The organism is Paenibacillus sp. FSL K6-1230 (genome assembly GCF_038002385.1).
Lineage (GTDB): Bacteria > Bacillota > Bacilli > Paenibacillales > Paenibacillaceae > Paenibacillus > Paenibacillus massiliensis.
In genome coordinates this window covers 1,691,797-1,717,155 of sequence record NZ_JBBOCK010000001.1, presented here as the reverse complement: position 1 = coordinate 1,717,155, position 25,359 = coordinate 1,691,797, and the positions used below count along the sequence as shown (strand labels likewise).

Annotated in this window: 20 protein-coding genes and 2 tRNA genes; 10 read left to right on the top strand and 12 right to left on the bottom strand. The window is 46.4% G+C overall.

Features of this window, described 5'->3' with window-relative positions:
* The first annotated feature begins 3 nt into the window (after nt 1-3).
* The 3 genes from MKX74_RS07535 to MKX74_RS07525 all read left to right on the top strand — a co-directional run bounded on the left by MKX74_RS07535 (nt 4) and on the right by MKX74_RS07525 (nt 2,461).
* Nucleotides 4-642 carry a nitroreductase family protein gene (locus MKX74_RS07535; protein WP_341177960.1) on the top strand — a complete coding sequence of 213 codons (639 nt, stop codon included), beginning with the start codon at nt 4-6 and terminating at the stop codon, nt 640-642.
* A gap of 111 nt (nt 643-753) precedes the next feature.
* Entirely contained in the window at nt 754-1,050 is a 297-nt protein-coding gene (locus MKX74_RS07530; RefSeq protein ID WP_341177959.1) for a putative quinol monooxygenase, read from the top strand.
* Nucleotides 1,051-1,258: 208 nt separating this feature from the next.
* On the top strand, nt 1,259-2,461 hold the full coding sequence (locus MKX74_RS07525) for an oxalate decarboxylase family bicupin (protein WP_341177958.1): 1,203 nt from the start codon (nt 1,259-1,261) through the stop codon (nt 2,459-2,461).
* Between the two features lie 106 nt (nt 2,462-2,567).
* Here MKX74_RS07525 and MKX74_RS07520 read toward each other — a convergent pair.
* The 3 genes from MKX74_RS07520 to MKX74_RS07510 all read right to left on the bottom strand — a co-directional run bounded on the left by MKX74_RS07520 (nt 2,568) and on the right by MKX74_RS07510 (nt 10,211).
* Nucleotides 2,568-2,640: transfer RNA gene (locus MKX74_RS07520), tRNA-Lys, on the bottom strand.
* A gap of 298 nt (nt 2,641-2,938) precedes the next feature.
* A complete protein-coding gene (locus tag MKX74_RS07515) occupies nt 2,939-7,717 on the bottom strand; it encodes an S-layer homology domain-containing protein (RefSeq protein WP_341177957.1) in 4,779 nt (1,592 codons plus the stop codon).
* A 430-nt stretch (nt 7,718-8,147) separates the two neighbouring features.
* Nucleotides 8,148-10,211 carry a methyl-accepting chemotaxis protein gene (locus MKX74_RS07510; RefSeq protein ID WP_341177956.1) on the bottom strand — a complete coding sequence of 688 codons (2,064 nt, stop codon included), beginning with the start codon at nt 10,209-10,211 and terminating at the stop codon, nt 8,148-8,150.
* A gap of 342 nt (nt 10,212-10,553) precedes the next feature.
* Between MKX74_RS07510 and MKX74_RS07505 the strand changes: the two genes are divergently transcribed.
* Together MKX74_RS07505 and MKX74_RS07500 are read left to right on the top strand one after the other, a co-directional pair.
* Nucleotides 10,554-11,000 carry a MarR family winged helix-turn-helix transcriptional regulator gene (locus MKX74_RS07505; RefSeq protein WP_341177955.1) on the top strand — a complete coding sequence of 149 codons (447 nt, stop codon included), beginning with the start codon at nt 10,554-10,556 and terminating at the stop codon, nt 10,998-11,000.
* 136 nt (nt 11,001-11,136) lie between these two features.
* Nucleotides 11,137-11,970 (top strand): NAD(P)H-binding protein, encoded by an 834-nt coding sequence (locus tag MKX74_RS07500; protein ID WP_341177954.1) that lies wholly within the window; start codon nt 11,137-11,139, stop codon nt 11,968-11,970.
* A 111-nt stretch (nt 11,971-12,081) separates the two neighbouring features.
* On the opposite strand, the gene MKX74_RS07495 is transcribed toward MKX74_RS07500, so the two are convergent.
* The 5 genes from MKX74_RS07495 to MKX74_RS07475 form a co-directional block, all read right to left on the bottom strand.
* Nucleotides 12,082-12,930: a DUF368 domain-containing protein gene (locus tag MKX74_RS07495; RefSeq protein WP_341177953.1), complete on the bottom strand. Its 849-nt coding sequence runs from the start codon at nt 12,928-12,930 to the stop codon at nt 12,082-12,084.
* 145 nt (nt 12,931-13,075) lie between these two features.
* Complete coding sequence (locus MKX74_RS07490; protein WP_341177952.1) at nt 13,076-13,597, bottom strand: MarR family winged helix-turn-helix transcriptional regulator; 522 nt, start codon at nt 13,595-13,597, stop codon at nt 13,076-13,078.
* Nucleotides 13,598-13,646: 49 nt separating this feature from the next.
* Nucleotides 13,647-14,456 (bottom strand): alpha/beta hydrolase, encoded by an 810-nt coding sequence (locus tag MKX74_RS07485; RefSeq protein WP_341177951.1) that lies wholly within the window; start codon nt 14,454-14,456, stop codon nt 13,647-13,649.
* 312 nt (nt 14,457-14,768) lie between these two features.
* On the bottom strand, nt 14,769-16,178 hold the full coding sequence (locus tag MKX74_RS07480; protein ID WP_341177950.1) for a Kelch repeat-containing protein: 1,410 nt from the start codon (nt 16,176-16,178) through the stop codon (nt 14,769-14,771).
* A gap of 147 nt (nt 16,179-16,325) precedes the next feature.
* A complete protein-coding gene (locus MKX74_RS07475; protein WP_341177949.1) occupies nt 16,326-17,498 on the bottom strand; it encodes an MFS transporter in 1,173 nt (390 codons plus the stop codon).
* A 124-nt stretch (nt 17,499-17,622) separates the two neighbouring features.
* Between MKX74_RS07475 and MKX74_RS07470 the strand changes: the two genes are divergently transcribed.
* Nucleotides 17,623-18,513, top strand: coding sequence for a LysR family transcriptional regulator (locus tag MKX74_RS07470; RefSeq protein ID WP_341177948.1), 891 nt, complete (start codon nt 17,623-17,625; stop codon nt 18,511-18,513).
* Between the two features lie 158 nt (nt 18,514-18,671).
* Here MKX74_RS07470 and MKX74_RS07465 read toward each other — a convergent pair whose 3' ends face one another.
* A complete protein-coding gene (locus tag MKX74_RS07465; RefSeq protein ID WP_341177947.1) occupies nt 18,672-19,058 on the bottom strand; it encodes a hypothetical protein in 387 nt (128 codons plus the stop codon).
* A 207-nt stretch (nt 19,059-19,265) separates the two neighbouring features.
* Nucleotides 19,266-20,243 (bottom strand): tRNA dihydrouridine synthase, encoded by a 978-nt coding sequence (locus tag MKX74_RS07460; protein WP_341177946.1) that lies wholly within the window; start codon nt 20,241-20,243, stop codon nt 19,266-19,268.
* 358 nt (nt 20,244-20,601) lie between these two features.
* Between MKX74_RS07460 and MKX74_RS07455 the strand changes: the two genes are divergently transcribed.
* Genes MKX74_RS07455 through MKX74_RS07440 form a run of 4 tightly spaced genes read left to right on the top strand, consistent with a single transcriptional unit; the run spans nt 20,602 to nt 24,494 of the window.
* Entirely contained in the window at nt 20,602-21,642 is a 1,041-nt protein-coding gene (locus MKX74_RS07455) for a siderophore ABC transporter substrate-binding protein (RefSeq protein WP_341177945.1), read from the top strand.
* A 28-nt stretch (nt 21,643-21,670) separates the two neighbouring features.
* Entirely contained in the window at nt 21,671-22,684 is a 1,014-nt protein-coding gene (locus MKX74_RS07450; protein ID WP_445667306.1) for an ABC transporter permease, read from the top strand.
* Entirely contained in the window at nt 22,681-23,745 is a 1,065-nt protein-coding gene (locus MKX74_RS07445) for an iron chelate uptake ABC transporter family permease subunit (protein WP_341177943.1), read from the top strand. The genes MKX74_RS07450 and MKX74_RS07445 overlap by 4 nt, the downstream gene beginning before the upstream one ends.
* Nucleotides 23,742-24,494, top strand: coding sequence for an iron ABC transporter ATP-binding protein (locus MKX74_RS07440; RefSeq protein WP_018886023.1), 753 nt, complete (start codon nt 23,742-23,744; stop codon nt 24,492-24,494). Before MKX74_RS07445 ends, MKX74_RS07440 begins: the two co-directional genes overlap by 4 nt.
* 217 nt (nt 24,495-24,711) lie before the next feature.
* Here MKX74_RS07440 and MKX74_RS07435 read toward each other — a convergent pair.
* Nucleotides 24,712-24,784, bottom strand: a tRNA-Ala gene (locus MKX74_RS07435).
* Between the two features lie 104 nt (nt 24,785-24,888).
* Entirely contained in the window at nt 24,889-25,356 is a 468-nt protein-coding gene (gene nrdR / locus MKX74_RS07430; protein ID WP_018886024.1) for a transcriptional regulator NrdR, read from the bottom strand.
* Nucleotides 25,357-25,359 lie beyond the last annotated feature (3 nt).

The window sequence follows — 25,359 nt, the reverse complement described above, 5'->3', positions numbered from 1 at the left end:
ACCATGGGAAATTTCCAAGCAACTAACGATTTTAATGAAGTGACTTACGGCCGCCGTTCAGTGAAGGCTTACGATCCAGAGGTCAAAATCAGCCGCGAAGAGCTGACAGAAATGCTGGAGGAAGCAATGCGCGCACCATCCTCCGTCAACATGCAGCCTTGGCGCTTCCTGGTCATTGGCAGCCCAGAAGGTAAGGAGAAAATGCTGCCACTGGCTAGCTTTAATCAGACGCAGGTAGAGACATCCGCTGCAGTCGTTGCTGTCTTCGTGGATATGAACAATGTAGAGTATTTGGAGAACATTTATGCTGAAGCTGTAAAACGCGGGTATATGCCTGCAGAGGTGATGGATACGCTGGTTCCTAGAGTTAAAGGGTATTATGAGAACCAGTCCCCAGCTGATCTGCGTGATGTGAACCTGATTGACGCTGGACTCGTCTCCATGCAATTCATGCTGGTCGCACGGGCACACGGGTATGACACCAATCCGATTGGCGGCTATGACAAGGCACGCATTGCAGAAACCTTCGGAATGGACAAGGACCGCTACCAGCCGGTTATGCTGATTACCGTTGGCAAAGCAGCCAAAGAAGGCTACCCATCCTATCGTCTGCCTGTTGAGACTGTTACAACCTGGGCATAATGTGGTTACTGGCTGAATGCATCAATCCCCTTGATGAATTCACCCTTGTATATAATAACCAGCTATATCAAGTATTCTTTCACATTCATTCTAGCGAAAAGAGGAGATATTATGCTTATTATTCATGCGCACATGCAAATCAAACCTGAACAGGAACAACAATTCCTTGCTGCCGCAAAGCCCCTCGTGGCTGCTACCCGACTGGAAGAAGGAAACATTAGCTACGAGCTGACTAAGAGCACGGAGCAGGAGTATCGTTACACCATGGTTGAGCTATGGAAGGATGAGGCTGCTACAGCAGTGCATAATAGCAGCGAGCACTTTCAAGCTTTCGTGAAGATTGCTCCAGAATTCATGGCAGCGCCAATGGATCTTCAGATCTTCAGTGGTGAGCAAATTAAGAAATAATATACTTATATCCCACTATTCATTCTCCATATCCGATGGAACTGGGCCACAGAGCAGGACGCGATAATTCTTATCCGTCCTGTTTTTTTGTATTACTGCAGAAAAGATCGCTCACTACTCCTTTTAACATAACGGACTAGCGCTAATTCATACCTATATATACAGTAGCTTATGTTGGCGGCATCCGACCTCAAAGGAGCGTTGTAGCATGAACGATGACATACCTAAGAGCAAGAACTCTGAGAGCAAGAAACAATGGATTGTTCCACAACCCATTCGTAAGGACGGAGCAGGTGGTCTAGACCTTGGTCCCCGGGATGTATTAAGGGACCTCCAGAACCCCGATATGCTCGTCCCTCCCGCAACCGATGCGGGGCTGATGCCCAATTTGCGCATGTCCTTCTCTGATACTCATATGCAATTGAATCATGGCGGCTGGTCCCGTGAGATTACCGTCAGAGATTTACCGATTGCCACCACGCTCGCCGGAGTGAACATGAGCCTGACACCGGGGGGTGTACGGGAGCTACATTGGCATCAGCAATCGGAGTGGGCCTATATGATCTGGGGAACTGCACGAGTCACATCAGTCGATCAGAATGGGCGTAATTTTATCGCGGATGTCGGGCCAGGAGATTTATGGTTCTTCCCCAAGGGACTCCCTCACTCGATCCAGGGACTGGAGGAGGGCTGCGAGTTCCTGCTCGTATTTGACGACGGATCGTTCTCAGACCTCAATACGCTGTCGATCTCGGATTGGTTCGCTCATACCCCTGCAGAGATCCTGTCTGCCAATTTTGGCGTACCGGAAACGGCCTTTGCTGCCAGACCCGACGAGCAGGTATATATTTTTCAGGATACAGTCCCCGGGCCCATTAGTAGTGAAGCTATTTCTTCACCGTACGGGACCGTTCCGCTCTCCTTCACATATCGACTCTTGGAGCAGACACCGATCATCACACCCGGAGGCAGTGTACGGATTGTGGACTCAACGAACTTTCCAGCTTCCACGACAGTAGCTGCTGCATTAGTCGAAATTCTTCCTGGAGCCATGCGGGAGCTACATTGGCACCCCAATGCGGATGAATGGCAATATTACCTGACAGGGCAAGGACGCATGACTGTCTTCGGGGGCAACGGCACTGCTCGAACCTTCGACGTCCGGGCAGGCGACGTTGGCTATGTACCGGTAGCAATGGGGCATTATGTACAGAACACCGGAACAGACACCCTGTGGTTCCTTGAAATTTTTCGCAGCGATCGCTTTGAAGACATCTCATTGAATCAATGGATGGCCTTAACTCCCAAGCAGCTTGTACAAGACAATGTCCATGCATCGCCCGAGCTGATGGATGCACTGCGCAAGGAAAAATGGCCTGTTGTGAAATATCCCCCATTGGGGAAAAAGTAGAAAAATAACAAAATGGCTGTCTCCCAACATTCTGGGAAACAGCCATTTCTGGAGGTTGTGATGTTCACTCATCGTGAGTCATCAACTTACTCGGTACATGATACGATGGATTGTCAGGGACTCGAACCCTGGACCGCCTGATTAAGAGTCAGATGCTCTACCAACTGAGCTAACAATCCTCAATTCCGCTCTCTATCGGAGCTGACTTTTATATCTTACTCCTGGAGTTCATAAAAGTCAAGCATTTATTTAACAAAACTCGACAAAAGTTGAGGGACAGCTTACTCGTCCCTCTCGATTGCACTACACGGCTATATAAATAGCCGCCCCCTCACAGTACACACACTGGAGGAGTCGGCTATTCAGACGGTCCAAGCCCGTTATAACATTTTTAGCGAATGGTGCGACGTTCAAGTTCACAGAACTGGATACGGCTTCTTGTATACTCCACAAAGTTAAGGGTTATGGAATACACGTTCACTGCCCAGCTACAGTATGTTCAATCATTCTCTCAAGCATCGCAGCCAGCTCAGCTCGGGTCGCGTTCCCCTGCGGGTCCAGACGATAATCCGCCTTACCGCTCAAGACTCCCATCGAAATGAGACGTTTCACACTCTCCGTGGCCCAGCTGCTGACAAGGTCTTGGTCCGTGTAAGCGGCTATCGTTGGTGGATTAGCCTCATTATTGCCCGTTGTCAGCTCCATGTGCTTCAATGTGTTCACCATGATCACAGCAAGCTGTTCGCGAGTCACGGGTGCATCAGGTTCAAAACGCTGAGACCCCGTGCCACTAACAATTCCGTTATCCGCTGCCCAGCCAATATAGCCGGCATAGTAAGCATCTGGCTGAACATCGCTGAAGCGAGCTGCATATCCCTCCGTCTCAGCCTCCGCCAGGCGGCCCAGCACCGTAACGATCATGCCGCGTGTCATAGTAGCATTCGGGCTGAAGGTCTGCTCCGTCGTTCCGCCGAACAACTCGCGTGCAGTTACGAAATCTATCGACTCGCGTGCCCAGTGTCCCGCTGTATCCGTGAAGCTCTTCGCATTATCCTTGAAGCTGTAATGAACTGAGCTGTCTCCAATGAAATGCATCTGTCCACCAGACATGGCGCTCAGCTTCATAATGCGTTGTATCCCATTCACCATAACATATGGTACAAGCGTCTTATCCGACAGCGACGCAATGCCAGGTGTTAATGTAAGCTTGCCAATGTGACTGTCAGGTGTCAGTAGCTCCGTCGTGAACACATAATCGGATAAATGCGATTGCTGCACTGTGGCGTAGCCTTCGCTGTCCACTGGCGCATTTTGCAGGAATTCCAATTCACCTGTTGTCTCATTTAGATAATAGTAGTACAACGTCTGACCTGCATATTGTGAGCCCACGAGAAGCCTGATGTTTACCTGCCCAGGCAGCTCCCCGGTACCATTGTAGCTAACAATCAAGGCTCCATGCTCGCCAGCTAATTCGTTCATTGTGCTGAGATTTGCTCCTGCGTTGAAGCGCAGTCCAAAGTCAAAGTCTGTGGTGCCCTGAACAACCGCCATGCTACCAACTGGGAACGTAAAGGAATAGCTCGGTCCGCTAAGCACAACTTCACGGCTCTTGTTCAGTTCCACCAGCCCTGTAATCTGCGATTGGGACAATAACGTTGATCCCCGGGACAGATCTACGCGTACCCCTGCGCTACCTTCTTCAATAAACTCAGGCTTCACATACGGACTGGCAGGTGTCGTAGTTGTACTGCTTCCACCACCACCTGATCCGGAAGAATCATCATGATCGGCTGAGCTCGATACTACTCGCCACTGTGCATATACGGTCAGCTCGCTATCCACAACAGATTCTGTCGTAAAAGTCGTGCCATTTCCATCCGGCTGTGTATTCCAGCCAATGAACCGATATCCCATGCGCGTCGGTGGGCTCGGCAATGCTGGCACATGCTCACCGGAGAGTACAGCTATGGCTCCTGGTATTGCTTCAGTAGTCCCACCATTTTTGTCAAAGACAACGTTATAGTAGCTTGGCGCAGTAACGATCGGCGTCAGAATGATATTAGTGTTGCTGGTAGTTTGGTTCGCAGCTACACTCACACCACTAATCTGATTGGTGATGTAGCCATTTTTTTGCGCTGTGACTACATATTCAGTACCTGCTGGAATGTTCACCAGGGTATAGCTGCCATTCACATTCGTAGTTGTAGAGTATACGCTATCCGTTACGCCGTATACGCTGCTGCCGACAGATACACTGACGCTGGCTCCCTCAACAGGTTGTGTGCCATCCGTGATGATTCCTGTAATTGTACCTGTAGTTACTTCCGGTTGATCCGCTTGCCACTGTGCATACACAACCAGATTCGTATTCACAGGTATACCACTGGTCCATTCGCTTCCTGTTCCATCGGCCTGCGTGTTCCAGCCCTGGAAGCTGTACCCCTGACGTGTAGGCGGCGTAGGTAGCTCTGTCATAGCTTCCCCGGCAGTCACGGTCACTGTAGCAGGAGAAGCCTCTGTATCCCCACCGTTGCTGTCAAACAATACTGTATGCAAAACTGGTACAGCACTTAGCTTCACATTCATATCCGTAGTTGTCTGCCCGTTATTCACTTGCACCTTCCCTGTAGTGGCTGTGATGAATCCGTCCTTGGATACAGACAGCACGTAGCCCGAGCCAGCCGGGATCTCCTCCAGTACGTAGCTGCCATCAGCTGCTGTCATCGTGGAATAGACCTGTCCACGAATAGTTACAGCGACGCTCGCCCCTTCCACAGCCCCAGTCCCGTCAGTAACAAATCCACTGATGGAGCCCTTGTATTCCAGCTCCTCCGCCGCTAAAGCTGCAACTTCTTTGGAGCTGAGGGCCCGACTATAGATACGGAAGTCTGAGACCTTGCCCTTGAAATAACGGTCACCTGAATAAGGCGGTCTGCCTATATAGTTAGCTACGGTCGCTTCAATGTCCTTTGGCGACAGCGTTATCGCAGTGTTTTGTCCAACCTGAACACCGTCCTCATACAATGTTGCTGTATTGTTAGAGATGGTGTATACGAGGTTTTTCAGCACCCCTTTATTGACGGAAGCTCCCTTGGATACGGTCTGTTCTCCCACATACCAGTTCGGCGTAATGGATGTGCGGTATATCCCACTCGAATCCTCCAGCATCCCGAGATAGCGGGTACCCTGCACAACTGTTGGATTGCTGGCAAAGGAGTATAACCATGATGGACGGGCATTGGCTGGATCAATCTCCACACTAATGGATATGGTAGCAGCCTCAACATTGCTCAATATACCATTCGGAAGTTGTATGGCGTCATTCGTACCATCCAGGGTTATGGCTCCATCGTAATCAGTAGTCACTTCGGCTCCGCCGATCAGTACGCCGGCATGACCATTTCCAGAAATATCACTTACTTCGGTTCCAGCAACCGTATCCTGGCTAAAGGTATACCGCAGCATCGCATCATCTATCGTAATTGCTCGAATGACAAGCTTGAACGTTCTCGTGTCACTCACAGCTCCCTTGGTAGCCGTGGCTGTCAGTGTAACCTCTGCATCCGGTTGTCCCATAGCAGGAGGTGAGATTCGTAGCGTGCCACCAGTTACCTCGGCAATCGCAGCATCTGAGCTGTCCCAAGTAATGCTGGCTCCATGGTCTCCCATGAGCGGTAGCTGAATATCTGTGCTTACAGGCTGCGCTGGAAGCTGGATATCCTGTAATGCATCCTGTACGGCCTGCTCATCGCTGTACGTCACATTAACAAAGATCGGATTCGAATAGAACCACAGGTCCGAATAATTGCGATCATTGATCTGGGTAAAACGTGTCTCGTTGTCCACCGTCGTATTCTTCTGGTCAAGCAGCGGCTCCCCATTGCTCGTCTCTCCAGGAACGTCCGTGCCCAGATTCGTTCCCCTGAGTCGGAAATATTGATTCTCGCTTGCGGGACCAACCGGATAGGTAATCGTGTTATACCCCTCTGCATCCGTCACCCAGTCTGCGCTTGTGAAGCGCTTCAGGACCTTGGTTGTGTCGTTGGTAGCCTTGTTGTAGGCCGCAGTTCCGGGCTCAACTGGTCCTGTTACATTGCCGACAATCAGGTCAACATGGTCTACCTGCACAGGATCACCGTTGTTGTTCTGGTTCGGACTCTTGAAGCGAATCTTCAGCTCCATCTCGTCACCAGCAGCTACTTCAAGCTCGCCACCCATTTCCTTCATGCTTTCAGTACTCTGGATGCTGAAATCAAGAGCGTTAATGAGATCACCCGTCGCTGAGAAGGATTTGCCTGAACGCATGCCCTCGACAATGGACTTCATGTCACTGCCCTCTACCCATGTATAATTCTTCGAATACTCTCCTGGCCAATAGCCGCTGGAATACCTGCGGTCATTGCTGATCTTGAAATGAAAATCAGAGTTCCCGAAGTTCCAGAACTTCCGTCCCTCACCCAGCAGGGCATCCCACATGCCTCCGACCTTAGCAATGCGAACATCGGCCCCCCCGTAGATATCCACAGTCTCACCACGATCCGGAGCCATCTGGTTACCCGGAATGCCTTCGAAGCCAAAAGCAACACGAGGCGCAATATTATTCATGTCGCGAATGTCCTGCACCTTCAGCTCAGCGCTCGTTCCATTCTTCCGAGAAGGATGGTTGAACAAGGCGTAGCTGTCAGGATAATTCGCTGCCAGCCAGCGAAATGCTTGTCTGGCATCACTGGCTGTTGAGTAGGCCCGTTGATCAGCTGCATTCCAGGCTAGCACGTCTGCTGGATCGAACAGACTTGCATCCCGGTTCGAGAACAGATATTCGAATTGGTTGATCGCCTTTAGCGCAGCAGGAGAGCCAGGATCATCCGTAATGATCCCTACGCTCACATGATCATAAGTCGGCATATCCCACTCGAAGCCACTGAATATCGTCTTGCCCGCATATTTCCCGGCATCCTGCAATTCTTTGATCTTTGGTGCCTGATAGAGCGCAATCCCCTTTGATACAGGAATAGGAGAGCTGAGGGTATTCCCTTCCTCATCGCGTCCAGACATGCGAAGATGCTCTGATAAGGCTGCCCAGTCGAGTCCATTTTGCTCAAATGCAGCATCCAGTACATCTTGCAACTTACCTTGTGCGTCATCCGATTGTGTTGTATGTATATGATATTCTCCAGTTACCCATCTTCCCTGCGCATCGTGCCCATCTTGGCTACCACCCTCTGCCGCATAGGATACACCCGTAAATCCTGACAAAGGACTCAAAGCCCCCGCAATAAAGCTAAGCACAACACAACATGACAGCAATCGTTTTCCCAACACAATAATCCTCCCTGACCTTCAATCTCTGTCTGTTATGCAAAACTCCTCCTTATGCACTCACGTGACACACAAGTGGAGTTCTGACTATACAGAACGCATTCTCTTACTCATTGTCACATCAAATTGTTATCGAGGTATCACAAGAGTATTAAAGGTCAGGCGAATATTGTCGAAATATGTTGATAATTGTATAGAAAAATCCCCTCATCATAAACAGGGCGATATCTCGCATGAGTCTGTCTACTATGAGGGGCTATCGTTGATCTAGTGCAGTTGTCTCTAGTGCAGTTGTCTCTAGTGCAGTTGTCTCTAGTGCAGTGGCTCTATTACAGTTTCTTCTATTGCAAACTTACTCTATTGCAGCCTACTCAACCTTGAACTGGCTCAGTTCCTTCTGTAGCTGCTTGGAGATCTGGTTCAGCTGATCGGATAGCTCCGCTACCTTCTCGATGCTCTCTAGCTGCTCCTGAGTACTCGCACTGACCTCCTGCGTAGACGCCGAGTTCTCCTCCGTCGTGGCAGATATCGTCTCCAGCGCATGCAGAATCTCATCCTTGTGCTGATGGATATTCAGGGTACCACGGCTGATCTGATTCATCCGTAGCTTAAGCTCCTCCAGATCCTTACTAATATGTGAAAATAGCTGCTTCGTGGCGTCCACCGATTTGGCATTCTCCTCGGCAATTCTCAGACCATCGACCGTATGCTGTACAGATAGCTTCGTCTTCTCTTCTATGAATCCGACCTTCTTATAGATTTCCTGCGTAGCCGCCGCAGTCTGCTCAGCGAGCTTGCGCACCTCTCCAGCAACAACTGCGAAGCCTTTACCCTGCTCTCCAGCACGAGCCGCTTCGATCGAGGCATTCAAGGCCAACAGGTTGGTCTGAGTCGCAATCTGTTGTACGGTGCCCACAAAGCTGGCAATCTCGCTGCGACTCGCATCAATATCATGAATCAGTGCCGAGATAGCCTGGGTAGACTTATTATTCTCCTCTGCCCATTGGGACAGCTGAGTTACGACGTCGAGTCCGTATTCACTCTGCTCCGAGGACGTCTGTACCATTTGCTCCATTGCTGTCGCATCATTAGCAATACCATCAATCTGATGGGACAGCTCCATCGTCTTCGTCAAAATATTGTCCGACTCCACAGACTGATAATTGGTCGCACTGGCAATCTCGTTAATAGCCACCGCTGTATCATTCATTGTGGATGCTGTCTTGGTAGAAATGACCTGCAGATCGTTGGAGGATTGATTCAGCACCTGAGAGGTATTGCCAACCATCTGGATCATGCCATAGATTTTCTCTACCATTTTCTGAATTCCCTGTGCAATCTGGCCTAACTCATTATTGGAATTCACTTCGAATTGAACGGTCAGATCACCATCCTCAATCTGCTTCATCTTGGCAAGCAGCTTCGGAATGCTTCTCAGAATGGAACGCAGTACAACATAGCAGATCAACACCAGTAGAATCGTCGCTCCAGCAAACCCACCAATCGTAATCCAGGTAAAGGAGCCTAGCTCCTCCAGCACTTCTTTCTCAGCTATCGTCAAGGCTACAGACCACCCTGTATCCCCACTAGTAGCATAACCAACATATCGGCGCTCACCCTGATCATTAATCAGCCGTACCCCAGATTCTCCGGCCATCATCTGCTGACCGATCTCACCGAGTTCTCCCTCACTCTCGTTGAACTTCTGCTTCAGAACTTTATCCTGATCAGGGTGGTACAGAATATCTCCATCTTTGGTGGTCAATACGGAATACCCTGTGCTACCGAGAGAGTAGCTCTGCATGATGTCCGGAATATCCTTGAAGGCAATGTCTGCAACGACAAATCCGATAATCTGATCATTATCATCCTTCACCGGATAAAAAATCCCCATCAGCATGGTGCCATTGTTGACGTCAGCATAAGGCTCCGAGAAATATAACCCGTTCGCTTCCATGGCAGGCTTATAATAAGGACGATCCTGCACATTGAATTCAGCATTGGCCGCCGCTCCATCATTTTGCAGCCAGAAGCCCTTGCCGTGAATGCCAAGGACCCATGCATCCGCAAAGGAAGGCTCTTCTTTCACAATAGCTGCCAGGGTTGCCTGTGTCTGTGCCGCATGCGTTGAAGTAAGTACATCTTCCGAGGAAGAGGTTGTCTCAATGTATTTCCGGAAAATGTCATTGGTGGACATCTGCTTCACCAATGCTCCTTTTTCTTTAAATAACGCATCGAACTGTGAAATGACAGATTGTGTCTTGGTCTGTAGCATCGCTTCCTGTTGCTGCACCAGCATGGCTCGGGTATTCGTATACATGAATGTGCCTAGAATGCTGAACACTACAAGAATGTTTAAGAATAAAATGATTGCAAGTGTGTTCGCGATACTTTTTGAGCCAGAAAATTTGTTCATGATTCGTTTTACCATTCTTTCATCTCCCTGTACCTTGTTTGGTTATCATGAACCCTTCCGCTCACAACCCATCCAAAGACCTATATAATATTACTTTTGAACTGTTATCTAATATTCATTTTCGGTATTTGCGCAAGCGATTTTTAGGAGATTCTTACCGAAATCATAAAATATTTTCTATCAGCCGAGCCGTGCAGGAAGATACCAACGAATAAATCAAATTCTACCTCATAATCACCCATTCATATCCATGAACTCAAAATGATTACTATCCTCCCTGCTTGACAAGGGAGTTATGATCCATTAGATTTTATAATAGTTAAGGACTTAACTATATGGAATGGTGCGTGTGTATGTATGAAAGATTTACAGGATTTTGTAACCGACTTACCGCTGCAGCAGCAAGTCTTCTTCACCCTGGTCGAGACGACAGCCCAGCTTGTCGATGTCTCGGAGAAATACTGGCAATCCCAGGGACTGACAGGAGCTAGAATACGTATTTTGGTAGAAATAATGAAGGAGGGCGGCACCGTCCTTCCTACGACACTCGCCCACAAGATTGGAGTAACAAAGGCCAATATTAGTCTGTTGCTCAGTCCGATGGAGCAGGATGGCCTGATTCACCGTGCCCCGCACCCTACGGATGGAAGAAAATGGGTAGTATCCATTACCGGGGAGGGACAGCGCTTGCTTCTGCTGCATTTACCGGAGAATCGACAACGGATCGCAGAGGGCCTTCAGGGGCTTGACGAGGGCGAGCTGGAACAGTTATTGCTGTTGCTTGCTAAGTTGAAGAGAGCTTAATGCAGGCAATAGATCACGGATGGCCAAATCACTTGACGGGAGCTACTAGCGCCGTAGTTAAATTCCGTACGTATTGTGCATTTGCAGCCAAATAGTTAAGCGTTAAACTACATGTAAAGGAAAGGACGATGCGCTCATGTCCATTGTGATTACAGGGGCTAGTGGCAAGCTGGGACATCTGATTATCGAGCAATTGCTTCATCAGATCTCTCCAGAGCGTATTATTGCAGGGGTTCGGCGTCTTGAAGCTGGAGATTCATATCGTGCCGCAGGCATCCAGGTGCGCTTATGCGATTATGATCAGCCCCAGTCGATTGAGCAAGCTATGGCCGGAGCCTCCCAGCTATTACTCATCTCAAGTTCTCATACGGATGATACCATCCGATTTCGCCAGCATGCACATGTCATTGAGGCTGCCAAGAGGACGAAGGTGGAGCATCTGGTCTACACTAGCTTTGCTTTCCCCGAGCATGGCTCAGGCCCTCCTGTTCATTTACACTTGGCCACGGAGTATGCCATTCGCGCCTCTGGTATAGCCTACACTTTTATGAGAAACGCACTCTACACCGACATTATAGAGGCCCTTGATCTGCAGACGATTATAGCAGAGCAGCAGATTGTCTGCCCTCCTGAAGCTTGGACATTTAATACGGTCATTCGAGCCGATCTGGCAGCCGCCACAGCGAACGTACTCGCCCAGCCCAGCAAACATCGCAACAGAATTTATGAGCTAACTGCGTCTACCTCATGGAGCTTCTCTGATCTAGCAGCAGCTCTCTCGGAGCTCGTCGGCACGCCAATGGCTGTGCAGCAGGACCCACAGCTACAGCATTGGATATTTAACTTTTTGCGTACAATTGATACCTCATCAACAACAACTGATCTGGAACAGCTGCTTGGCCACCCTCCCACCTCCTTGCAGGACAGCTTGCAGCTATTTATAACTGGCTTTAACTCCACAGATTATTAGCTCTATCAACCAGAATAGTAGCATCGACCAGTTCCGTAGTAACATCGAGCAAAAAAAATTGCTTTGCCCTAGCTACACCAGGGCAAAGCGATATCGGATAAGCAGGGAGTCTCACTGCTCTATTACAACAGGCAAGCCTCTTCCGCGCTTCACGCGCCCTGCAATCAGGGCAATCCAATAACCAGCGGCAAGAGCGATTACACAGATCAGGCTATTCAGAGCCCCCACTGGATACCCCGGATACAGCACCACAATCGAGCCAGCCACCAGTCCCAGCATGGAAGCATACATGAGCAGGGCATAACGCTGCAATAAAAATCGAATAAGTCTGCTTGTAATGAGAATCCCCGCCACAATCCCCGCTCCAATCGTAAAGATGACTGGCAGATTCATTGAGGATATGGCCGAGATCGCGGTATAGTACACGCCGAGCAGGGTAAGAATCAGCGCCCCACTAATGCCAGGCAGTATTAACGCTGTGCTCGCCAGCCAGCCCGAGACGAACAGGAACAGATAATCCGAAGCAGTCAGATCCGTCATGATAATATCTCGTTCAACATCCAGAAATCTTGTCGCAGCTACCGCCAACAGAGACAGCAGTATGAGTACATAGTGCCGCAACCGCATGGGTTCCTTACTTTCTGTCCGGGCAGTTCTCCATAATGAAGGCAAGATGCCAATGACCAGGCCCATAAATAGAAAATGGGTAGGCTGAAAATAATGCTCCAGCAGGTACTTGATTACCATGACAGATATGATGAATCCACCGAACATTCCGATCCCTAGCGGGATTAAATAGGCTATGCCTTCTTTCCAGCGCTTCGAGGTCAATTGGCCAATGGCCTCAATCAACCTCTCGTAAATTCCCATGAGTACCGCAATGGTACTACTGCTTACGCCAGGAACCGTCTCCACCGTCCCCATCGCCATACCCTTGAAGATTGCTTTCCAATTCAGCATGCTTCCCTCCATACGCTATATCTATTGGTCTGATATGATAATTTCTGAATTATTGTACTTGATTGGGTACGGTTTTTCCAATGCTGGCAGGGAAGTGAGGCAAGCATTGGAATAACTCATTCAACCTTCATGGATTGTAGCCAGTTTACTCGTTACCTGCATCAATCTTGGTGAGCTTGCGTGGTTCCTGTTCTTTCTCCCCATACCAGACCAATACATTCGCAAACAAATCCAAAATACGAGTAAAGCTTTCCTTGTCAGCCTCCGAAATGGTATCGGCATATCGAAAAATATCATCAAAGCAAAGCTCCCGAACAAATTCAGTGTACTGGGCGTACACCTCGCGTCCTTTCGCAGAAGGCTTCACATAGATGTCTTTACGATTGCCGCTCAAATGATATTTCTCCAGCAGGCCTTTTTCCTTCAAAATCTTCACGTTCTTGGAGAATGTGCTGCGACTAACACCTAGACGTTCTGCCATTTCTGACATTTTCTCTTCCTTATCCTCTGCTTCCAGAATATATTCCAGAGTCTGGATCTGCGAGGCGGAGAACATGACGTCTGTACCGTAGCTTCGCTGCAGCTTGTAGGTGTTAGAATATGCATTTCCGTACTTTATAATTTTCTCGATCAATGTCCGATGGTTGCCCATCCAATCTAACTTCATGGGTAATCCCTTTCATCTTCAGAATTCTTTCTCTTCCAATGTACTGAAATCAGATATGTTTTTCAATCCATGTGATCGTTTCTTCAATGACTTCATCCCGAGTCGGTTCGTTAAATATTTCATGCATAAGGTGAGCATAGATTTTCAATGTTTTATCGGTCGAGGCGATGTCTCCGTAGAAGTCGCGCGAATCCTGTTCACTCACCAGCCCATCGTTTGCACCATGCAGAACAAGCACCGGGTCCACAAACTGCTTCGCATGTTCCTTTAACCAGACCACTCCATAACCCAGACTATTGAATAGATCTACGGAAATTTCTTTTTCGACTAACGGATCATTCGCATATGCGGATACAACCTCCGGATCACTACATACGCCGCTGCCAAGCTCATTTGGGAAATACGTGCCTGGAGGAAGATCAAGTGGCAGCTCACCAGCAACCTTTGTATTGTAGCGGGTAAGTGCCCCAGAAAGAACGATGCCTTTCACTTTACCTGGATATTTCGTTCCAAAGGATGAGGTCGCAAATCCGCCCATACTATGACCGATGACAAACAGAGGGGTATCGCCGCTCTCCTGCAAGGCCGCTTCAACAATGACATTCACATCCTCTATAAGCTGATGAAAATCACTGTAGAACGTACGCTGCCCTTCCGATCTCGCATGACCACGATGGTCAAATCGGTAAACGTTAATATCGCGGTTGTTCAGCTGATCCGTCAAATAATCATAGCGCCCGGCATGCTCGCATAGCCCATGTACAATAACCGCAGCTGCCTTCGCATCAGTAACTACATTCTTGCTGAAATAGAGCTGAGTTCCATCAAAGGTCTTAATAGTTGTCTCGATGCTGCTCATATCTTCTCCATCCCTTTCGTAGCGCTCAAGCACCAAACACCTGAAATACTCTAGCCTTGAGCACGCTTAGTATGTGTGCCATGACGGTAATCTAGCTTATTTTTTGTGTTTCATAGAAATAATATTGTTTCTTACAGAAACAATATAGCATTGGGTATACGCATTGTCTATAGAAAAATTAAAGCGGTTACATATAAACCAACAAATCTTAACTATTATTCATCTTATCGATAAGCTTTTGCCTGATTTAGTTCTTTTTTCATACAAAAAACCCCATCAGCTTAGCTGACGAAGTTTTATATCGCTTTTATTTTAGTACTCGCTTACCTCAAATGTTAATACGCGATCATACAGAATGTATTCCTTGCGACTATTGAACGGTCCTCTGTTGTTATCATGCTTATTAATTGCATACGAAGCTTTTCCAGTTCCCGCCTGCTTTGCTTCGTACCAAGCAATGAAATCATTAACTTCCTTCATGCTTAGATCAAATTCTTTCTCCAGCCCCGTTGTCATGGTAACCACTAAAATCGCCCTGCTACCGGATGGTTGTTCTGGTGTTGGTTGCTCCGGTGTTGGTTGCTCCGGTGCTGGTTGCTCCGGTGTTGGTTGCTCTGGTGTTGGTTGCTCCGGTGTTGGTTGCTCTGGTGTTGGTTGCTCTGGTGTTGGTTGCTCCGGTGTTGGTTGCTCTGGTGTTGGTTGCTCCGGTGTTGGTTGCTCTGGTGTTGGTTGCTCCGGTGTTGGTTGCTCATTCATCATAGAGATTTTCTGAGCAGTGGACAAGATTGTATTCCCACTTGTTCCACCAAAAATAAAGATGTCACCACCGACCGTAGCTGCAACACTTTGATTTCTTGGAGAGGTTAAGCTCGTAAACGGTCTTATTTCATTGGTGTCAGGATTAAATATTTCAACCCGAGATTGAATCGTAGTATCTTTCTGCCCACCCATTACATATATTTCACCGTTGTATACTGTTGAGGCAGCCCCGGAAGTAGCGATCTTAAACGTGTTCCTCTTGATCCAACTATCGTTCGAGACATTGTATTCATAAATATTTGCAGACATCCCCTTAGAGAACCCCGTGCCTCCTCCAAAGGCATACATTTTGCCATTGACGGTTTCGAGACTCATACCATTTAATTTTGCGGGGAAATCTTTGAGCTTTGTCCACTTGTTGTTGGCGATATCATATCGTTCTACTGTCGCGACTATTTTAGAATCACTACTTGCTGTTGCTCCACCAACAACATAGATCATATTATCCAAGATGCCTGCTCCTGCCCATGATCTGGCCTGAAGCATATCAGCAACTGTAGTCCAACTATCCGTAGAAGGTTCGTATACCTCTATCTTATTTGTCCTAGCTAAGTTCCCACCTTTATCATAGTAGCCACCTATTAGATAAACCTTATCCTCATATACCGCAGCTGACACGGCAGCACGTTCAGTAGGCATGTTCGTTTTTTGAACCCAGGTATTTGTTGCTGGATTATAAGCATATGTCGTATTTTGTTTTTGACCACCTGTATTGTTAGACTTTGCTGTGGAACCACCAAAGATATAAATAATTCCATTTACTTCAGCAATTGCCGATGCTGTTCTATTCTCAGGTATGTCTTCCACACTTGTCCACTCCAGATCGCTCGTTGCAAAGGTTCTCTGTGGAAAGACCTGTAATAACAAAAGAATTCCAATGATTATGATTGCTAATTTCTTCAAAGTAGTTCCTCCTTGTGATGTACATACATTGAAGATACATTCCCCCAAAAATCTGTCTAAACATTAACTTGCTCTTATATAAATAATTACTAAAATATTTCTTTTTTATTTTATTTTGGATATAAATTAAAGATATCTCTCTACATACTACCCATTCGAAATGACACGACCGCCACTCTTCCCGCTAGTAATCGCCACCTGCACCCCGATCATGACCACAATCACCATCAGCATCACAATAAGCGCAGTCGTAAAGCTTCCACTTCGATCATAAATCGCCCCAATCGCTAGTGGTCCCATAGCCCCTATAATATAACCCGCGCACTGGGACATCGCAGACCATGCTCCAGCTTCCTCCGCCGTTTCTGTCTCGACAATGGGTAGCATGAGTGCCAGTGGAAATAACCCGCCTGCTCCCATGCCCAACAATACCGCCGCTGGCAGCATCGGCAGTTGAAAGAGCAGCATGACGATTCCGATTAGCTCGGATACACTGCAAAGAATGAGATACAAACGACGTCTCCCGGATCTGGCTACTAGGAAGGGAATCGTTAAGGATACGGGAACTTGAATCAGCGTAAAGACCGTAAGGAGCATAGCTGCACTAGCCGCGCTATAGCCGAGATTCAGAGCAATCGGTGCAATCCACGCTGTTACCGAATAAAAAATATTGGCCATTAAGCCAAAAAACAAGGTCAACAGAATTGCTTTTTTATTACGGATCGGAAGCCTGGAGCTTGATCCTATCGAGCTTGCGCTAGTCTGATTCGCCCGATTTCCAAGAAAAGCCGCCCACACGATTAGTGCCACCATACCAAGAATGGCCCAGCAGGACAAGGTCAGCGTTAAGCTGTGATTACTACGATTGTATAACGGAATAGCAAAAGCCGAAGCAACAGCAGCTCCTACAGTCATGGAAGCAGAATACACACTGACAATGCCGGGCTTGGTAGGAAAATACTTCTTAATGAAGCCGGACAATAGTGGCCCCGCCAAGCTGATCCCAATACCGCCAATTAGCGCGCTAGCAACCAGTATGACGACTGAGCTAACAATTCCTCGCAAAGCTGTTGCTCCTGTGATGAGGAGTAAGGCCACAAAAATCGTACGTTCAAGGCCCATTCGATCACGCAATACGGTCGCCGCTGGAGCAAATATCCCCATACATAGGACAGGCAATGTGGTGAGTAGACTTGCGGTTAGACCGCTCATATCTAGATCACTCTGTATCGTACCAAGCAAAGGGGCCACCGATGTAATCAGAGGCCTTAGATTCAAGGCTGCAATAAATATAGCTAGCAATAAAAAATACTTCTTCATAAAATAGGCCCTCTCTTCTTAGCTGTATAAGACATTCTCAGTATATGGGCTCGTAAATCATTGATAAATTCTATAATTCATATTATTATGATAGTTAAATACTATTAAAGAAAGGAGCCTTCGGATGGACAATCGAAATGTACAGTATTTTATGGCGGTATATGAGCTACTGCATTTTACAAAGGCTGCCGAAAGACTCGGAATCTCACAGCCTACACTAAGCCAGCAAATCCGCATACTTGAGGCAGAGCTGGGCACTCCTCTTTTCGATCGGATCGGTAAAAAGGTGGTGGCTACAGAAGCAGGCAAGCTCCTGTACCACTACGGGCTGAAGATGCTGCAAGCAGAACGGGACGCCAAGCATGCCATACAAGATCTGTTGTCAGGAGATAGCGGTACGGTTAGGCTGGCTGTGCTGCCCTCGGATTTGGACTTCATGCTCGTCCCGCTGTTCGTTGAATTTAAGAAGAGATATCCCCACATCCAGCTACAGGTGTTCTCAACTATATATGTACAAGATGAAGTACTTAACCATAAAGTCGATATCGGGATTGGCTTGCAGGGTCAGTCTGATAAAAGATTAATCCAGGTCCCGCTTGGATCGGAGCCCTATCATCTCTTCGTTCATGCAGCAAGCGAGCTCGCTGACAGGAAGGAGATTACACTGCAAGAGCTGAGACAGCGTTCACTGGTCATGTATCCGAAAGGCTTTCTCGGTCGCGAGTTGGTGGATGCCGTCTGTATTCAGGAGGAGATTGAATTAACCCCCGTCATGGAGACGAGCTCAGCCAATTCACTGCTCCAATTAGTGTCTGCCGGGGTAGGCGCTACTATACAGCCGCAAGGCTTGCTAGCTCAATTCCCGGAACGTCAGGACATTGTAGCTATACCATTCAAGGGGCCTACGCCTATACGACATCTGGAGCTCATGTACTGTACGGATCGGTATATTAGCAGCTCGCATCGACAATTAACAGATGGCTTGATTGAATTTTTTCATAAGAAAATGGGATGAAGGGTACGTTCTGAGTCGCTTTAGCCTCATGCGATCATGTAGAACAATTGTGTAGAAATGACCACGACAGTGAATATTTCAGCTTAGAAAAAGCCCACCAAACACGTAATAAATTCTTGTGTTTAGCGAGCTTTATTAGTAATCATATTTCAGCCAGGTTAATTATTTTTAGCCCTTTTGTAGGTGTATATTCCCCATATCACCAATGCCGCACATAGCAAAAGTGCGCAGTAGGCCCAAGCAAAAAGCATGGCAAGCCCCAACCCGATGTTGGCATCCAGACGTTCATCAAAGATCACTGTGTATAGAGAAAACCCGAGTGGCACAGCTCCCACAATAAAAAGTCCAGTCAACCATCCACCAAAGCGTCTAGAGCTTAAGCTCGATCCTGTACCGGCAAGCTTGCGAAGCCCTTTACTAATAAGAAATAGTAATAGAATAAATAACAGCCAAGTGGTGAGAATTTTTAGCATTAGCTTTACCTCCTCTAAATTTTTACCTTTTTTGTGCAATTTTTTTGTGAAAAAAAGGTCCTTCTGAATCATTACTCATTTTACAGGAAAGACATGCAAGATCGTTCATTAAGAGCACATTTCTATCAATAAGCTTGATTGACTATAATTACCCTGGTTGACGCTTTATGATCCAAGATTACGATCGTATTGAACCTGAAAACCTTGTTCTGTACATAGATAAAAAAAGCACCCCGCAGGATGCTCTATGAACTAAAGACTTACCATTATGGCTTAGTTTTACGCCCCATCTTGCTCCCGGCTTCCAAAATCATCGAGTAATGCGCGAACTTCAATGGTTGATTTGGCGCTCATTAAGCTATTTCTAAGCTCACTTGCCCCTCGGAAGCCACGTACATATATTTTGAAAAAGCGGGCAAGCGCACTGTATGAACGTGGCTCCTCTGCTGAATATTGATCATAGAGATCCAAATGCATCCGCAGCAGACCAAGCAATTCCTCACTACTATGCTCCTTCGGTTCCTTCTCAAAGGCAAACGGATTCTGGAAAATCCCACGCCCAATCATAATACCATCCACACCATATTGCTCCGCGAGCTTCAAGCCAGTCTGTCGGTCTGGGATATCCCCATTAATGGTCAGCAGTGTATGTGGTGCTACCTCATCACGAAGCTTCTTAATCTCCGGAATGAGCTCCCAATGAGCGTCTACTTTGCTCATTTCCTCTCTTGTCCGCAAATGAATGGAAAGATTCACAATGTCTTGCTTCAAAATATGCGTTAACCAGTCACGCCATTCATCTACAGCCGTGAAGCCAAGCCTTGTTTTTACACTCACGGGCAGGCCTCCCGCTTTCGCAGCCTGGATAATCTCCGCTGCAATAGCTGGGCGACAGATCAGACCGCTTCCCTTCCCATTCTCAGCTACATTAGCAACAGGACAGCCCATATTAATATCGATGCCTTTAAAGCCTTCTTTCGCCATACCGATGCTCATCTCACGAAAGTATTCCGGCTTGTCTCCCCAGATATGAGCCACGATGGGCTGTTCATCTGCTGCATAAGTCAAACGCCCGCGCACACTTTTGTTTCCCTCCGGGTGACAGTAGCTCTCCGTGTTCGCAAATTCCGTGAAAAATACATCTGGCCTGCCCGCCTCACTTACGACATGACGAAACACAACATCCGTCACATCTTCCATGGGCGCCAATATAAAAAATGGTCGTGATAATTCAAGCCAAAAATTGTCTTTCGTCATATCCAAAACCTCTCTATGAAAACTAAGAAAAAATCTTAAACTTATCCCAACGAGTATATCATAAACCTTGAGAAGAGCGCACTCACGAATGAATTCAAGTGAAAAAGTGGGGCATTAATTCGCAATTTCGCCATTAGTTACAGGAAGTAAGTTGTTGAAAATTACTTCTAACTTGATATAATACAAGTTATTGAGATTGATAATCACTATCGTGTAATTGACATGTCACTCTGCATTACTATGAAAAATAGTACATATTCATTCGTTAAAATGCGCTCTGAGAATATAACGTGATCTTGATTTATCAATTACAATGCTCTGCTTGTGCGTCAATCTTATTTAAACTAGGGGGATATATATGAGAAAATTCAATGCTTCAAAATCAATGTTTATTTTACTTGCAGCTTTTGCTTTGCTGTTGTCAGCATGCTCAAGTAATGGACCTGCTACTTCTGGTGCTGCTAATACGAATGCTACTGACGCTGGTAGTGCTACTCCTGCTGCTGCTACAACGGTTGAAATTACGGACGCTCATGGAACGGTTACTGTTCCGGTCAATCCTGCGAAGGTCGTTGCTTTGGATAACAGAACTTTTGAGACTTTGTCCAATTGGGGCATTAAATTAGCAGCTGTGCCGAAGGATGTAATGCCTGCGAATTCACCCTATGTAGCCGATGAATCGGTACAAAATATTGGAAATCACCGCGAGCCAAATCTTGAGCTCCTCGCCTCTATACAGCCTGACCTTGTCATTGTTGGTCAAAGATTTGCTAGCTATTATGAAGATATCAAAAAATTAGTGCCAAATGCAGCAGTTATTGACCTCGATTTTGATGTTTCTGCAGAGGCAGGTACACCTGGACAAAATCTGGTAAATGGATTTAAAGATGCAACAACCGATTTAGGTAAAATTTTCGATAAGCAAGAAGAAGCTAGCCAATTAAATGCTGATTTTGATAAAGCTATTGAAGCAGCTAAAGCCGCTTATAATGGTGAAGATAAGATTATGAGTGTGGTTGTTTCTGGTGGAGATATCGGTTTCTCGGCTCCTCACTCTGGGCGAGTATGGGGACCATTGTATGAAATTTTTGACTGGACTCCTGCATTAGAAGTTGAGAAGTCTTCTTCCGATCATCAAGGAGATGATATCTCTGTTGAAGCTATTGCCCAAAGCAATCCTGATTGGATTTTTGTGCTGGATCGTGACGCAGCTATTTCTTCTGATGAAGCATCTGTTCCTGCTCAGGACGTTATTGATAACTCACCTGCTCTTAAAAACACAACGGCTATTACTAAAGGGCAGATTCTCTATGCTCCAAACGATACTTACACCAATGAATCCATTGAAACCTTTATCAAGATTTTTAACGACCTTTCAGAAGCTTTAGCTAAGCAGTGAAAAGGAGTCTAACGTAGTGCTGAAAAACTTGATACCAAATTTAGCTGGGGTTGAGAATTCTCAACCCCAGCGTCATAATCACAAAAGACTATGGACCTTACCTTTTATAATTGCCATTACAGCGACTATTATTTTGGGCATTATATCACTGCTTACTGGGGTGTATGACATAAGAGGACAAGCGGATGGAATGGAGATGTTCTTCATCACTCGTGTCCCAAGAACCCTGGCATTGATGCTTACGGGAGCCGCAATGGCCATGGCAGGACTGGTCATGCAGCTGATTACACAGAATCGCTTGGTGGAGCCGACAACAACAGGGACCATGGAATGGTCTGGTCTGGGGCTTATGTTTGTTTATTTGGTCTTTCCAGCCCCAACTTTAGTGCTAAGAATGACAGGTGCAATCATTTTTTCCTTTGTAGGAACGATGATTTTTTTCATGTTTCTAAAAAAAGTTAAACTTCGTTCGTCTTTAGTAGTTCCTATTATTGGCATGATGCTTGGAGCAGTCATTTCTGCCTTTTCAACTTTCGTTGGGCTTGTTTTTCAAATGACGCAAAATATCGAAAGCTGGTTTGTAGGCTCTTTTTCGCCTGTTCAAATTGGAAGATATGAATACTTATGGATCATTATATTGATTACAATACTTATTTTTATTTTTGCTGATCGATTGACTTTAGCTGGACTAGGGGAAGATGTCGCTACCAGTCTTGGAGTAAACTATAACAGGATCATTCTTTTTGGCACTGCTCTGATTTCTCTAGCTGTTGGCATTGTTGCAGCTGTGATTGGAAACCTGCCTTTTTTAGGGTTAATTGTACCGAATATCGTTTCCTTATTTAGAGGTGATGATCTCCGAAGCAATTTGCCGTGGGTCTGCGTATTAGGGATGGGTACCATCATGATCTGTGACATTCTATCTAGAATCATTATTATGCCTTTTGAAGTACCCGTATCTATGATTCTTGGAACAGTGGGAGCCGTCGTATTTATTGTTATTTTGTTACGACAAAGGAGGTCAAGAAGGAGTCTGAGATGAGCCAATTCGTAAGTAGCAATCCATTACATGTTGAAGTCGATTCTAGCCGTCCTCATAAAAAAAGGTCAGCTAGAGCCTTTCGTACCAAGAAAGAAGAAAAGCGTTATTGGATCTTGCTGATAACATTGATAGTTTTGGGCGTTATTTCTTCGTTTGGACTACTGGTGTATAACAATCCAGTTCCGGTAACCTCTCCTTCTTTCATACCTGTTGTTACAAGAAGGGTTGTAGCCCTTGTTGCCATGCTTGTGGCTGTAATTTGCCAAAGCTTATCAACGGTTGCTTTTCAATCGATTACCAATAACCGAATTATCACTCCGTCACTGTTAGGCTTTGAAGCCATTTATTCAACCATTCATACAAGTACTATATTTTTCTTCGGCGCTGCTGTATTTGTAGGCTTTAGCGGTGTTGATTCCTTTTTATATCAAGTTGCTGCGATGGTCTTGATGTGTTTGATACTGTATGGTTGGTTGCTTTCCGGAAAATACGGCAATTTACAGCTTCTACTGTTAGTCGGTATTATTATTGGAACCGGGTTAAGGTCTGTATCCTCATTTATGAGAAGACTTCTTGCACCGTCCGAGTTTGATATTTTACAGGCAAGAATGTTTGCTTCAGTGAACAATGCAGACTCAGCCTATTTCCCGATTGCCATCCCCATCGTCATCATTGTTGCCATCCTTTTGCTTGCTAATGCCAAGAGGTTAAATGTATTATCGCTGGGTAAGGATGTATCGACTTCCTTGGGAACTAGGCATCAAATCAGCGTGATTTATACGCTTGTTCTGATATCCATTTTGATGGCTGTTTCAACGGCTTTGGTTGGGCCACTTACCTTCTTCGGATTTTTAGTTGCCACTTTGAGTTATCAGGCAGCACAAACCTACGACCACAGATATGTGTTCCCCATGGCTCTTGCTATCGGGTTTGTAATCTTAACCGGTGCATACTTCATTATGAATCATATTTTTAATGCGCAAGGTGTTGTTTCCATTATTATCGAATTGGTTGGCGGATTAACATTTTTAATAGTGATTTTAAGGAAGGGTTCTTTATGATAGAGATTACTAATGTCAAAAAATCATATGCGGATGAGGTAGCGATCGGCCCTTTGAATATTAAAATACCAAAAGCCGGCCTTACTTCTTTAATTGGGCCCAACGGTGCAGGTAAGTCCACTACACTTTTGATGATCGGAAGACTTTTGGATCTGGACGAAGGCCAAATCAAGGTGGCCAATATGGATGTTTCTACATCCAAATCGAGCGAGCTGGCTAAAATCGTAACTCTTTTACGTCAAGAAAATCATTTTGTAACGAGACTTACCGTTAGACAGCTTGCTGGATTTGGACGTTTTCCTTATTCTAAGGGGAGATTAACGAACGAGGATGAGGCTATTATCTCCAAGTATATTGATTTTTTAGACTTGACTGATCTCGAAAATCGATACCTGGATGAGCTTTCTGGTGGTCAAAGGCAAAGAGCCTATGTAGCCATGGTGTTGTGTCAAGAGACGGAATACGTGCTTTTGGATGAGCCTTTGAACAATCTGGATGTGGCTCGTTCTGTCCAGATGATGGAGCATTTGAGGCATGCCGCTAATGAGTTTGGACGAACCATTCTGACTGTTATGCATGATATCAATTTTGCCGCCAAATATTCGGACCGAATTTGTGCCATGAAACATGGCCAAATTGCCGCTTTTGGAACAGTAAAGGAAGTTATGGACCCAGAGCTTTTAACCGATATTTTTGAAACGAAAATTGAAATTATAGACGGTCCCTATGGGCCGATTGCGATTTATTAGGGCGGCCTGTATGAAGAGGCTGCGCACACACCCTAGAAGGTAGAGTGAACACTTTGCTCTACTTTTTTTAGTACGTGTGCAAAATTATAACTTCTTAAATAACGAAAAAAACGGCATTTCTTTACTCATAGACCACAGCCATAAAATCAAATCATAGATACATAGCAAAAGCCCGCTAAACACTCAGAAATCCTTGTGTCTAGCGGGCTTTTAAGTATGGAGCCTAGGGGGATCGAACCCCTGACCTCATCGCTGCCAGCGATGCGCTCTCCCAGCTGAGCTAAGGCCCCGTATGTATTTTTTAACTTCTCACCATTATCGGCGACTCCTATATCATATAATTTTCACACAGCAATGTCAATACTTTTAAAGCGCAAAATTTATGGGCCGACGCTTATTCGTCGGCCTCTTCCTTGGACAGCAAGGATTTCAGTTCCTTCATGAACATATTGATGTCCTTGAACTGCCGATATACCGACGCAAAGCGAACATAGGCCACCTCATCCACCGGATATAGATGCTCCATGACAAGCTCACCGATCTCTTGGCTGACGACCTCTGTAGCAGCTGTATTCCGTAATGCATTCTCCACCTTGGATACGATCTGCTCAAGCTGCTCCACTGATACTGGGCGCTTCTCGCAGGCACGAACTAGTCCACGCAGCATTTTGTCACGGCTGAATTCCTCACGGCTGCCGTCCTTCTTCACGACCATTAATGGAGCTTCCTCCACCATCTCGAATGTCGTGAATCTACGGGCGCACTGCTCACATTCTCTGCGTCTGCGAATGGATTTATTATCGTTGGCTGGCCTGGAATCCAGCACCTTCGTTCCTGCGTAAGCGCAGTAAGGGCATTTCATGAC